Genomic DNA, 11,890 nt, shown 5'->3' on the forward strand with positions numbered 1-11,890 from the left:
CCTTTTAGGGGATTTTTATTTACCTACAAATACTTGCATACCATTATCTCCATTATATTGACCGCCACCTGGGGCAGTGACATAACAAATGATTAACTTAAATGTTTTTTTAGAAGGAATATTATCTTTGAAAGTTAATAGGAATGAATTATTATTTCCTTGTACTTTCGTAATTTTTACTTTATCCTCTGTTAATGAATTTTTAGGATAAACAGTATCATTTTTACCAATTGAAGCAATCCCAGTTGGTTTGATATCACCACTTTGGATCCAATAATTCGACGCTTTCGTACCAGCATTCAAATCAGCAGGTCGGTCAAATGTAACTAATAATTGATTTGTTGACACTTGAAATAATTCCGATAACATAGGAACCTGTCTTTTCAATTGGTTGCTTGCAATCGTGCTTGCTTCTTCACCCTCACTAACAATTTCTGCTTTCACTTCGTTTTGTGAAGGAATTTTTATAGAAATCATTAATAATGCAGTTACAATCAAAATTATTAATTTCTTCATCCCATACCTCCATCATAAATTCTTTAAACACAATATAGACTTTGATAAAATGTAAAAATTTATTCATAGAATTTTATATATGTTCACAAATACAAATAATTAGGTATCCATACTTATTAAAAAACATATGGCTTCCATAACGTGTAGCCTTTTTTTAATAATGGCTCTGTTAATATTAATTGTTGATTTTAGCTATATACATTAAGAGTATGAAAAGAGAATAGCTGGTTCGAGAGTAATTGGAATGGAAGGTGCTTAGACTCCTATGGGAGATGTGGGAAACTTGAGACCCGGAGGCTCAGGGTTACGCTCCATGGAAAGCGAAGTACCTGGAATGGAAATCAACATTCTTTTTTAACAGAGCTTTAATAGTAATAGATAAATTTCAATTCACTACAATCAAAAATTAGATAATAAAATTGCATTCTCAAACAATTAATGGCAAACTAATGATAAATACTTCAAAGAGAGATGAATAGGTGTTAATAATGATAGAAATCAAAACTTCCACACTAAGCGATGGAGAATTTAATCGTGGCGTCTTTGCTACTCGTGATATTTCTAAAGGAGAATTATTACATGAAGCCCCAGTAATAGCTTACCCTAATGATCAGCATGAACATATTGAGAAAACTTTACTTGCAGATTATGCATTCGAATATGGAATGAATCATTCTTGTATTTTATTAGGCTACGGAATGTTATTTAACCATTCCTATGATGCAAATGCAGATTATGAAATCAATTTTGATAATCATACTTTTGAATTTTATGCTTATAAAGATATAAAAGCTGGCGAAGAAATATTAATTAATTATAACGGTGATATGGATAACACAGATCCACTATGGTGGGATAAAGATTATAAAGGTGATGATGAAACCAATTAATTCTTAGAATTAATTGGTTTTTTTATGCAAATTAAGCTTCGGTAATGTGTTTTTACTAACAGCTCTTTTGCTTTTGATTCAACTTCCTTTTTAATTCAATAAAATTGTTATGTAAACTAAAAAACGAATCAAACTTTATTAACTTATTCTAAACATCCATTCTCATAGAGAACTTTTTCTTTTAAATATTCATTTTTATCAAAATAAAAAAACCAAAATCAAAGATTTTGGCCTATAAATTTATCGCACCATATGCTAATGCCACAAATACAATTATAGCTGGATGTATTTTTAATTTTTCCATTAATAAAAAGGTACATAATGCTATAAAGATTACTTGTAAAATTCCAATTGACAGTATAGATTCTGAAAATGACTCATAAGTGAGAAGTCCAAGTAAAACGACGATTGTCGGTTTAACATATGACGTCATTCTCTTCACTCGAATTGAATGACGATTTTTATAAAGAATGCTCATCATTATAATCATTAAAAAAAGTGAAGGAATAACAGTTGCGAAAACAGCCACAAAAGATCCAAATAATCCACCAACTTTATAGCCAATATACCCGGCCATTTTGGTTGCAATTGGTCCTGGTAATGAATTCCCCATTGCAAATGCTTCTTGAAAATCTTGTGAAGTAAGCCAGTGATGTCGATTAACAACATCATTTTTGATTAATGGAATCGTAGCTGGCCCACCACCATATCCTAATAAATTAGTAATAAGAAAAGAAAGAAAAAGCTTCCAATATATGATCACGTTGCCTCCCCCTTTTCCGTTTTACTATTTGAGGAGGTTGTTTTAACTGGTTGGAAAACAGCAAATAATAATAAACAAGCTATTATGATACCTGGATGTATATGTAAAAATTGGATAAGAATCAATCCAACAATTAAATGTATCAGAATCGTTGGTGTTTTTAATCCATTCTTTGAACTCTTATAAAATTGCCATGTTAATACGCCAAGCATTACCCCAACAACAGGTACGATCGATTCCTTCATCCCATTTACCCATTTAATATCTTTAAAAGAAGTTAAGGTTGTAAGTAACAAAATCATTAATATAATCGTAGGTAAAATGGTTGCAAGAACTGCGTTAATCATTCCGACGATACCTCCGATTCGATAACCAATATAGCCCGCTAATTTCGTATTAATTGGTCCCGGAAGCATATTTCCAATCGCCAATACATCTGAAAACTCTTCATCCTTCATCCATTTAAACGTTTCAACAACTTCTTTATATATAAGTGGTATTGTTGATGGTCCACCGCCATAACCAAGAATACTACTGCGAAAAAAAGCAACGAATATATCTTTTTGTTTCATCTAATCTAGTCCACTTCCTTTTACCAACTAGCAATACTTCCATCCGTTCTAGATTCAGTACCACCCATTAACACGCCAGTTTCGTTGTTTCTCCAAATAATTTGACCACGTCCAAAACCGCCTGTATCTTTTGCAATTTTAATATCATGTCCTTTTTCTATTAACTGTTTAACAATTTCAGTCGGGAAATTTGGCTCAACCTCTATTTGTTTCCCCTCTATCCATTGCCATCTTGGTGCATCTAAAGCCTCTTGAGGATTTAAATGAAAATCAATACTATTCATGATTACTTGTACATGGCCTTGCGGTTGCATATACCCACCCATTACACCAAATGGTCCTATCGCATTATTATTCTTTGTTAAGAATCCAGGAATAATCGTATGATATGTCTTTTTCCCACCTTGAAGTGCATTTGCATCGAGTTCATTTAAACTAAAGTCATGGCCCCTATTTTGAAGCGCGATACCAGTTCCAGGCACAACAATACCGGAACCAAATCCCATATAATTGCTTTGGATAAATGAAACCATATTCCCCTCACCATCAGCAGTTGCTAAATACACCGTACCTCCACTTGAAGGTTTCCCTGGTATTGGCAGACTTGCGGATTCATTTATTTCTGAATATCGTGCTTTTCCATATTGTTCACTTAATAACTCATCTATTGTCACCTTCATAAAATTTGGATCGGTGATATATTCTTTTCCACATGAGAAAGCTAATTTCATCGATTCTAATTGTTTATGATATGTAGATATAGATTCTTTCTCGATAAACTGTTCATTTTTTAATATATTTAATGCCATTAGTGCAACGATTCCTTGACCACTAGGAGGAATTTCCCACACGTCATAACCTCTGTATTGAACACTAATTGGTTCTACCCATTTAGGTTTAAATGCCGTTAAATCTTCCTTCGATAAAAATCCGCCATACTCTTTACTTGCAGCAACAATTTTATCAGCAAGTTCTCCACTATAAAACGAAGCGCCATTTGTATTTGCAATACTTTCTAATGTATTTGCATGATCTAATGAAGACCACATCTCCCCTACTTCAGGAGCGCGTCCATTAGGTGCAAATGTTTCAAACCATGCTTCAAATTCTAAAGAAGTACATTGTTTTTTATATATTTCAAAAGCTCTTTTCCAAAACTTTCCTAATGTTGGTGAAATTGGAAAGCCATTTCTTGCGTAGTTTATTGCAGGTTTTAAAACTTCTTTTAGTGGTAAATTACCAAAGCGTTTTGAAAGTTCAGCCCAACCTCTAGGAGCACCAGGTACAGTAACTGGAATCCAACCAAATTTAGGCATTTTATCGTATCCTAATTTTTTTAACTTTTCAATTGAAATATCCTTTGGTGCAGGTCCGCTTGAATCTAAACCATACAATCGGTCCTTCATCCAAACTAATGCGAAATTGTCTCCACCAATTCCATTTGAAGTTGGCTCTACTACCGTCAAGCAAGCAGCTGTAGCAATTGCAGCATCTACAGCATTTCCTCCCATTTTTAATATGTCTAAACCAGTCTGTGCTGCTAATGGTTGGGAAGTCGCTACCATTCCATTCCTTGCGTAAACAACATTACGATTTGATGGGTATATTTGATTCATACTTTTCATTTTTGATAACATGCGTTTTCCTCCATACTACTAAAAATGTGAATTATTATGTATAAGCAAACAAATGAATTCTATTAATACATTCGACAATTTTTCTCTAAACCCTACTCACACAAAAAAGGATCCTTTAAAAAGATCCTAACTTTAACTATTCAGTCGACTTTAATATATCCAGTATATTATTACGATCAATTTTCTTCTTTTTTTGCTTTCCAAGTCCTATTACTTGTTCTCCATATTTACTCTGTAATTTGTGTAGTGTTTCAAATAAGGGTTCTTGTTTTGCATCTTTTTCAAAGGAGAAAAGGTCTAATTGTTTTGACACTTCATCGACTGGATTTAACTGCGACATCGTAACCCCTATTAAACGTAAAGGTTCGCCATTCCAATGTTTTTTCCAAAGATCCATCGCTTCCTTAAAAATTTCAGATCCCTCTTGAATAGGTGATATTAATTTTTTACTTCTATTAATTGTTTTACGGTCTCTGAATCGAAGAGTGATTGTTAATGTATCTGCAATTAATCCCTTTTTCTTTAATTTATCACCCACCCTATTTGAAAGGCTTTCGAATTTTTCAGCTATCGTTGGTTCTTCTATAATATCAGTTGAAAATGTTGTTGAATGTCCAATTGTTTTATAAGAAAGCATACGACTTGGATCTACCTCACGTTCATCAATTCCATTTGCTTTATTTCTTAAAGAAATTCCATTGATTCCAAGTAACTCATGTATTTTCTCTTCATTGGATTTCGCTAAATCTTCAATTGTAAAAATTCCAATGGAATGTAATTTTTCTTCCGTTTTTAGTCCAACGCCATTCATTTCTCCAACATTTTTTGGCCATAAAATGAAAGGAACATCTCTTTTCCGAAGAACTGTAATGCCAAGTGGTTTTTTCATATCTGATGCTGTTTTCGCAAGAAATTTATTTGGAGCTATTCCGATACTACATGGTAAATCTAACTCTTGTAGTAGCATCTTCTGAATTGATTCAGCAATTTGAATCGGATGTCCAAGCTCCTCACAATCTGTAATATCGATATACCCTTCATCAATTGAAGCTACTTCTACTTTTGGACTAATTGAACCAAGTTTTTCAAAAATTTGTCTTGAAACTTTTCGATATAATTCATGATTTGGAGTTTTAACAATCATCTCAGGGCATTTTTTTCTAGCTTCCCATAAAGGCATTGTAGCTCTAATCCCAAAAGCACGCGCCTCATAACTTGCCGTTACAATAATCCCTCTTCGTTCCTTCTCATTACCTGCTACTACAACCGGTTTACCTTTTAATGTAGTATCATTTGCAATTTCCACCGAAGCAAAAAAAGAGTTCATATCAACATGTAAAATAACCTTTCCACTCTTAGGGGCCCAAGAATTCATTGCTACACCTCCAATACAATATATCTACTCATTATCCTACCACATTAAGGAAAAGAGATTAAATATAGTGAATTCAGTAAAACAACAAAAAATTTTTAATTGTATTTCCTAGAATAATATGTATTTGTGCATGGGAAAGCAAGCATTCTAAAATTGAATTCAACACTCTACTGTATTAGAGGATTTAGATAGGATTGAGTTTATTTCAAGAAGTTTAACGGAAGACCTTAGATAAGATTATGTTTTTATTTAAGAAGCAATTTATTATGTTCTTACTCAATAAATTAAATGGAACGGAAGGATCGTCGACTCCTTTGGGAGATGCGGACAGCTGAGACCCCAAAGGAGGCCCACAGGAAGTGGGTCATTCATGCGTTTCGACAGGACGTCGTGGTTTTAGCATGCCTTCCATTTTCGAGGAGGCTCAGCGCCCGCTCCATGGAAAGCGAGCATCCTGAAGTGGAATTCAACACTCTTCTTTTCATTTTACAGATCCACTAGATAATCTATTTTACTTCTCTTACAATATAAAAAACGTTAAAATAGTATATATAAACATTACGTTTTTATTGGAGGATCAATCATTGAGTAATCAAAATCAAACGATGTACGAATATATAGGTAAAGAAAAACTTGAGGAGCTTGTTGATACTTTTTACTCTTATGTATCAAAGCACGAGCGTCTTGCGCAAATTTTCCCAGGAGATTGGGAAGAAACAGCACGTAAACAAAAACTTTTTTTAACACAATTTTTAGGTGGTCCGCAATATTATAGTATGGAACGTGGTCACCCTAGAATGAGAGCAAGACACTTACCATTTCCAATCACAATTGAACTTGCACACGATTGGCTAGATTGTATGTCCAAAGCAATGGACGATGTAGATTTAGATGAAGAAATCAAAGAACCACTATTACAGCATTTAAGAAATGTTGCTTATCACATGGTAAACCAAGAATAAATAATAGGAGCATAAAGGTGGAAGAAAAACCGATTATTTTATTTGATGGAGTATGTAATTTCTGCAATAGCGCGGTTCAATTTATCATTAAACATGATAAACAAGGCATATTTCAATTTGCTTCACTCCAGTCATCAATTGGAAAAAAACTAATCGAAACAAATCCGGAACTGAAAGATATAGATTCAGTCATTTTATTGCAAAACGCTATCATCAAAACGGAATCTACCGCAGCACTTCATATCTCAAAGAAGTTAAACGGTTGGCCAAAAATATTTTATATCTTTATCATAATTCCAACACCTATTCGCAATTATTTTTATCAGCTTTTTGCAACAAATCGTTATAGATTATTTGGAAAAAGTGAAACATGTATGATTCCTACTAAAGAGATACGAGATCGTTTTTTATCATAAAAATTATTTATAAACAACAAACAAACCACTGTCAATATTGAACAGTGGTTTTGTTTAATCTGCTAATTATTTCATCCATACTCTTGTCAAAGCCATACCTATAAAACCAGCCCCCAAACCTATTAACCAACCAGAATGAGGTTCTCCTAATAAAGAGCCTATTCCCCCACCTAAGAACATACAACCAACAAATACAATTCCACCTATACTAGATTTTGAATGACTCATTTTGGACACTTCTCCTCTGTATTTTTATGCTTACTTTAACTTTTGAAATTCTCAATAGACTGCACGATCCATACTAAACGTTTAATGAGCTATTTCTCTAATAAACACTTATGAATCCTTCTGTTTTTTTGCGATTATTTCAAGCTTTTCCTCAATATTACTTAGCATTTTTTTTAATGATTTAAAATAACTAATAACATTGATGAATAGGAAAATCAAAAAAATGAAAAGGAACAAACACATCATGATTTTAAAAAACATAAAAATAACTTCCATATTACACTCCAAGAATATTAAAATTTGATTTTTAAGACTTGATACGAAAAAACAGTCTTTTATTAATTATTTTGATACATAGGATAAAATTCCTTCTTTTTCCAATTTTATTTTAAAACGATCATTAAAATTAAAATAACATTAAAATAATAGTTAATAGTTTACAATTTTATTACTATTTAATATCAAAATCTTATATAATAATAGAAGGACAGTTTCCATATTATTTTGATTTTTAGAAATTATCGTTTTTTACGGTAGCTGTTCAAAGAAAAAGGCATATATATTTATACGGAGAGTGATTAATTTTGCAGAAACACCGAAGACGCAACACAGTAGCATTTACAGTTTTATCCTACTTTACATTAGTAGCAGGTGTACTTTTATTTTGTATTGGATTATATAATGCAGACATGGAACTTAATGAAAAAGGATATTATATCGCGGTTATGTTATTAGTAGCTGTTGGTGCAATTCTAACTCAAAAAGTAGTTCGTGATAATGCGGAAGATGACGATATTATTGCTGATCAAGAAATTCAATTAAAAATGAAATTAGATAACTCTAAAAAAGAATCAAATTAAATTTTCAACTAACCGCTGTCTTTTGACAGTGGTTTTATTTTGTTTTATGAAATTAAAAAAGCATCTAATTATGTTAGATGCTTTTACTTCCAAACTCGTCTTAATTTGAAGAATTCCTGTAAATATCCATATAATGAAACAGGTGACATAATCATTTGATAAAAAAGAATAAACAATACAAAACCTAACTTGTTAATTCTAATTCTTAAATTTAAATGTCTAAAAACATAATGCTTTTGATATAAATAAAGTATTGAATAACTAACAAATGTTAGTGGTAAAACCAATAAGGTCATAGGTCCCACAATCCAGTGGATACCGAAAAAAGCTAAAACTAAACCTGGTAGCCAACATAATGTATATACTAAATCTAAATATAGCATTAGTAAATTAATCCCAGTTAGGTATCTTGTATAAACTTGTGGTTGTTGCCAAGGTTTGATTTCTTTTAATCCTTCAACCATGCCTCTTGCCCATCTTGAGCGTTGTTTTGCGAAATGAGCAAGGGTAGAAGGTGCATCTGTAAATGCTACTGCTAAAGGCTCAAAGTATACTTTCCATTCCTTTTGTAACAGTCTCCAAGTTAAAACAATATCTTCACCTATTGCATCTGGCCAACCGCCAACTTCTTGTACGCATGGTGTTTTATATAAACTAAATGCACCTTGTGCAACTAATGTTCCTTGATATAACCCTTGCAATCTTTTGATTGAAGCGATTCCTAAAAAATAATCCCATTCCTGTATTTTCGTCCAAATTGTTTCTCGACTATTTCGTACAAGCATTGATCCGGCTACAGCACATACATCTTCGGGACTACTTTTAATTCTTGAAACTAAATAACGAACTGCTGATGGATGAATTAAAGTATCAGCATCTAATGTAATAACATAAGGTGTTTGCACATATTGTAATCCTGTATTTAAAGCATTAAATTTCCCCGGATTTGGTTCATGTAAAATTGAGATATTAGCTTTTAATTCCTTTTTAGCTCTTAATACTTCTTCCGTTGTTTGATCTGAGGAGTTATTATTAATCACAATCACTTGTATCTCACCAGTGTAATCTTGGTCTGTAACATACTTTAATGTTTGATAAATGCCTTTCTCTTCATTATAAGCTGCAATTAGTAACGTAACTGATTCAGTTGGAAACTCATTCTTAAAATTAGGCTGCCTATCTAAAATCAAACTAACAATTAAAAATGCACTCATATATCCAGGGATATATGCGATTCCAGTGATAATAAAAATTGCTCCAGGCATCGTCACAACATCAGATAAATCATATAACCATGGTAATGATAAATATATAGAAAGTATTAACCACATGAAGGACATCATGTGACTAAACCAAAATTTCTTTTGGATTGTAAAATAGTATTTTCTTTTTTGCTTTTTAATAGGAGTAAGATTAGACTTCATTTTTCTCCCCCCATCATTCACTTTTTAATTGATAAGTGAAAAAGGTTTCATGTTTCGTATGATAATGACATTATATCACAATAACAAAAATGTAGTTAAGAAAATTATTTTATAAACTATTCTTAACAAAAAAGCAATTATATCAACATAAAATGGATTGCAAATAAACATTCAATAATACAAATAAAAATCCAAAAACGCATAACGTTTTATTAGTATAATATTTTAGCGCATACAATGTTGTTACTAATTATTTTTTAAAAGTAGGTATCTTATTGTTTCCTTTTTCGCTATTGAAATTCAAGAGTAACTCTACACATTTTTATTTATTATTTGATCCAAATTTTTCTTGATCATTTTTCAAATAATTTGTTTAAAAATACTGCTAATTATAAAATAGATACAAAACTAACATTTAAAAATGAGGTGTTTCCGATCGAAAAGAAAATAAATTTATACTGTATTAGACATGGGGAAACGTATTTAAATCGATACAAAAGAATGCAAGGTTGGGCTGATAGTCCTTTAACGGAAGAAGGTAAGCTAGTGGCCATTGAAGCTGGCAAAAAGCTATCTACTATCAATTTCGATCGTGTATATACAAGTGATTCTGGTCGTACAGTTGAAACTGCTGAAATCCTACTTCAACAAAATCAATACAATAATCCTGTCATTCAAAAAAGAAAAGCATTCCGGGAAACATTTTTTGGTAGTTTTGAAGGAGAATTTTCGGAGGTTGCATTAGGTAAGGTAGCAAGTGACCAAGGTTATGGCAGCTTTAAAGAAATGTTCCGTAATCATTCACTTGAAGAAATAACGAATTTCATCAAAAAGTCTGATCCATATCATCATGCAGAAGATTATCACGAACTATGGGAACGCTTAGAAGAAGGGTTAAATGAAGTTGTATCTGAAAGCTTTAATCTAGTTGAAAATATTTTACTTGTCACTCATGGAAATATTATTAGAAATATCGTTAAAAAATTTTCCGAAGAAGTAGATATACAAGTTGAAATTAAAAACTCAAGTATTACCATACTAGAATATACAAACGATTTATATAAAGTTGTATCTTTTAATCAATAAAAAAGACGAAACAAACGTTTCGTCTTTTTATTATTATTATTTAGCTACTTCTTTAACAATTGCTACAACCATTTCAGCAGATTTAACTAATTCTTTGATTGGCATTTTTTCATTTGTTGTGTGGATTTCTTCATAACCAATTGCTAAGTTTACAATTGGGAAGCCGTGTCCTGCAAAAACATTCGCATCAGAACCACCGCCACTTTGTTGTAATGCTGGAGTACGACCGATTTCTTCAGCAGCACGTTTTGCTACTTCTACAACATGATCACCTTCACCAAATTTGAATCCTGGGTACATAATTTGAACTTCAACTTCCGCACGTCCACCCATTTCAGATGCCGCTTCTTCAAATGCAGCTTTCATTTTAGCAACTTGTGCTTCCATTTTCTCGCCAATTAATGAACGAGCTTCTGCAAGAATATTCACTTGATCACAAACGATGTTTGTTGCACTTCCGCCTTCGAAACGACCAATATTAGCAGTTGTTTCTTCGTCAATACGACCTAATGGCATTTTAGCAATTGCTTTTGAAGCGATTGTAATTGCAGAAACACCTTTTTCAGGAGCTACACCAGCATGAGCAGTTTTTCCGTAAATCGTAGCGATTACTTTCGCTTGAGTTGGAGCAGCAACGATGATATTTCCTACTTCTTCATCGCTATCTAAAGCATAGCCAAATTTAGTTGTGATTAATTTTGGATCCATTGCTTTTGCACCATGTAATCCTGATTCTTCACCAACTGAAATGATAAATTGAATTTCACCATGTTCAATATTTTGTTCCTTGATTACTTTAACCGCTTCTAAAAATGCAGCGATACCAGCTTTATCATCAGCACCAAGAATTGTTGTGCCATCAGTTACGACTTTACCATCAACGATTGAAGGTTTGATGCCTTTACCTGGTGTTACTGTATCCATATGACATGAGAAGAAAATACCATCTACTCCTTCTTTAGTAGCAGGAATAGTTGCAACAATGTTACCAGCACCATGACCAGTCACACTCATTGTGTCATCTTCAAATACATTCATTCCAAGTGCTTCTAATTTTTGTTTTAAAACCTTTGCAATTTCAGCTTCAAACTTAGTTTCAGAGTCAACTTGTACTAATTCTAAAAATTCGTCAACTATACGTTGTTCATTAATCATATGTGA

13 protein-coding genes are annotated in these 11,890 nt (G+C 32.5%); 5 read left to right on the top strand and 8 right to left on the bottom strand.

The genetic code is table 11. From position 1 onward, the window contains the following. Positions 1–15: 15 nt before the first annotated feature. Positions 16–516: a hypothetical protein gene (locus ABID96_RS13515; RefSeq protein ID WP_192602496.1), complete on the bottom strand. Its 501-nt coding sequence runs from the start codon at positions 514–516 to the stop codon at positions 16–18. Between the two features lie 488 nt (positions 517–1,004). Between ABID96_RS13515 and ABID96_RS13520 the strand changes: the two genes are divergently transcribed. Beyond that, complete coding sequence (locus ABID96_RS13520) at positions 1,005–1,406, top strand: SET domain-containing protein (protein WP_087999033.1); 402 nt, start codon at positions 1,005–1,007, stop codon at positions 1,404–1,406. Between the two features lie 232 nt (positions 1,407–1,638). On the opposite strand, the gene ABID96_RS13525 is transcribed toward ABID96_RS13520, so the two are convergent. The 4 genes from ABID96_RS13525 to ABID96_RS13540 all read right to left on the bottom strand — a co-directional run bounded on the left by ABID96_RS13525 (position 1,639) and on the right by ABID96_RS13540 (position 5,753). Next, positions 1,639–2,166 (bottom strand): chromate transporter, encoded by a 528-nt coding sequence (locus ABID96_RS13525; protein WP_192603143.1) that lies wholly within the window; start codon positions 2,164–2,166, stop codon positions 1,639–1,641. Continuing rightward, a complete protein-coding gene (locus ABID96_RS13530) occupies positions 2,166–2,741 on the bottom strand; it encodes a chromate transporter (protein ID WP_192602497.1) in 576 nt (191 codons plus the stop codon). Before ABID96_RS13530 ends, ABID96_RS13525 begins: the two co-directional genes overlap by 1 nt. 20 nt (positions 2,742–2,761) lie before the next feature. Beyond that, positions 2,762–4,366, bottom strand: coding sequence for a gamma-glutamyltransferase (ggt, locus tag ABID96_RS13535; protein ID WP_192603144.1), 1,605 nt, complete (start codon positions 4,364–4,366; stop codon positions 2,762–2,764). 148 nt (positions 4,367–4,514) lie between these two features. Further along, the gene (locus ABID96_RS13540) at positions 4,515–5,753 is read right to left on the bottom strand and encodes a DNA polymerase IV (protein WP_192602498.1); all 1,239 of its coding nucleotides are present in this window, start codon (positions 5,751–5,753) and stop codon (positions 4,515–4,517) included. A 605-nt stretch (positions 5,754–6,358) separates the two neighbouring features. Between ABID96_RS13540 and ABID96_RS13545 the strand changes: the two genes are divergently transcribed. Beyond that, positions 6,359–6,715 (top strand): globin domain-containing protein, encoded by a 357-nt coding sequence (locus ABID96_RS13545; RefSeq protein ID WP_192603145.1) that lies wholly within the window; start codon positions 6,359–6,361, stop codon positions 6,713–6,715. 17 nt (positions 6,716–6,732) lie between these two features. Next, entirely contained in the window at positions 6,733–7,131 is a 399-nt protein-coding gene (locus ABID96_RS13550; RefSeq protein WP_192602499.1) for a thiol-disulfide oxidoreductase DCC family protein, read from the top strand. Positions 7,132–7,197: 66 nt separating this feature from the next. On the opposite strand, the gene ABID96_RS13555 is transcribed toward ABID96_RS13550, so the two are convergent. Continuing rightward, the gene (locus ABID96_RS13555) at positions 7,198–7,359 is read right to left on the bottom strand and encodes a hypothetical protein (protein WP_192602500.1); all 162 of its coding nucleotides are present in this window, start codon (positions 7,357–7,359) and stop codon (positions 7,198–7,200) included. A 584-nt stretch (positions 7,360–7,943) separates the two neighbouring features. Here ABID96_RS13555 and ABID96_RS13560 point away from each other — a divergent pair. After that, entirely contained in the window at positions 7,944–8,219 is a 276-nt protein-coding gene (locus ABID96_RS13560) for a YiaA/YiaB family inner membrane protein (protein WP_087999029.1), read from the top strand. Between the two features lie 83 nt (positions 8,220–8,302). Here the strand turns inward: ABID96_RS13560 and ABID96_RS13565 are convergent, their stop codons facing one another. Next, positions 8,303–9,643, bottom strand: coding sequence for a glycosyltransferase family 2 protein (locus ABID96_RS13565; RefSeq protein ID WP_192602501.1), 1,341 nt, complete (start codon positions 9,641–9,643; stop codon positions 8,303–8,305). 426 nt (positions 9,644–10,069) lie between these two features. On the opposite strand from ABID96_RS13565, the gene ABID96_RS13570 reads away from it, so the two are divergent. Next, positions 10,070–10,729 (top strand): histidine phosphatase family protein, encoded by a 660-nt coding sequence (locus tag ABID96_RS13570; RefSeq protein ID WP_377897064.1) that lies wholly within the window; start codon positions 10,070–10,072, stop codon positions 10,727–10,729. 36 nt (positions 10,730–10,765) lie between these two features. On the opposite strand, the gene ABID96_RS13575 is transcribed toward ABID96_RS13570, so the two are convergent. Beyond that, the gene (locus ABID96_RS13575) at positions 10,766–11,884 is read right to left on the bottom strand and encodes a M20/M25/M40 family metallo-hydrolase (RefSeq protein WP_192602503.1); all 1,119 of its coding nucleotides are present in this window, start codon (positions 11,882–11,884) and stop codon (positions 10,766–10,768) included. Positions 11,885–11,890 lie beyond the last annotated feature (6 nt).

The sequence above is a fragment of the Gottfriedia sp. OAE603 genome, assembly GCF_040543965.1.
Taxonomy (GTDB): domain Bacteria; phylum Bacillota; class Bacilli; order Bacillales; family Bacillaceae_G; genus Gottfriedia; species Gottfriedia solisilvae.

Excerpts from the sequence above, each read along its gene's own strand:
- ABID96_RS13515 (WP_192602496.1), bottom strand. The coding sequence starts at position 516 with ATGAAGAAATTAATAATTTTGATTGTAACTGCATTATTAATGATTTCT.
- ABID96_RS13520 (WP_087999033.1), top strand. The coding sequence starts at position 1,005 with ATGATAGAAATCAAAACTTCCACACTAAGCGATGGAGAATTTAATCGT.
- ggt (WP_192603144.1), bottom strand. The coding sequence starts at position 4,366 with ATGAAAAGTATGAATCAAATATACCCATCAAATCGTAATGTTGTTTAC.
- ABID96_RS13565 (WP_192602501.1), bottom strand. The coding sequence starts at position 9,643 with ATGAAGTCTAATCTTACTCCTATTAAAAAGCAAAAAAGAAAATACTAT.
- ABID96_RS13540 (WP_192602498.1), bottom strand. The coding sequence starts at position 5,753 with ATGAATTCTTGGGCCCCTAAGAGTGGAAAGGTTATTTTACATGTTGAT.
- ABID96_RS13555 (WP_192602500.1), bottom strand. The coding sequence starts at position 7,359 with ATGAGTCATTCAAAATCTAGTATAGGTGGAATTGTATTTGTTGGTTGT.
- ABID96_RS13575 (WP_192602503.1), bottom strand. The coding sequence starts at position 11,884 with ATGATTAATGAACAACGTATAGTTGACGAATTTTTAGAATTAGTACAA.
- ABID96_RS13530 (WP_192602497.1), bottom strand. The coding sequence starts at position 2,741 with ATGAAACAAAAAGATATATTCGTTGCTTTTTTTCGCAGTAGTATTCTT.
- ABID96_RS13545 (WP_192603145.1), top strand. The coding sequence starts at position 6,359 with ATGTACGAATATATAGGTAAAGAAAAACTTGAGGAGCTTGTTGATACT.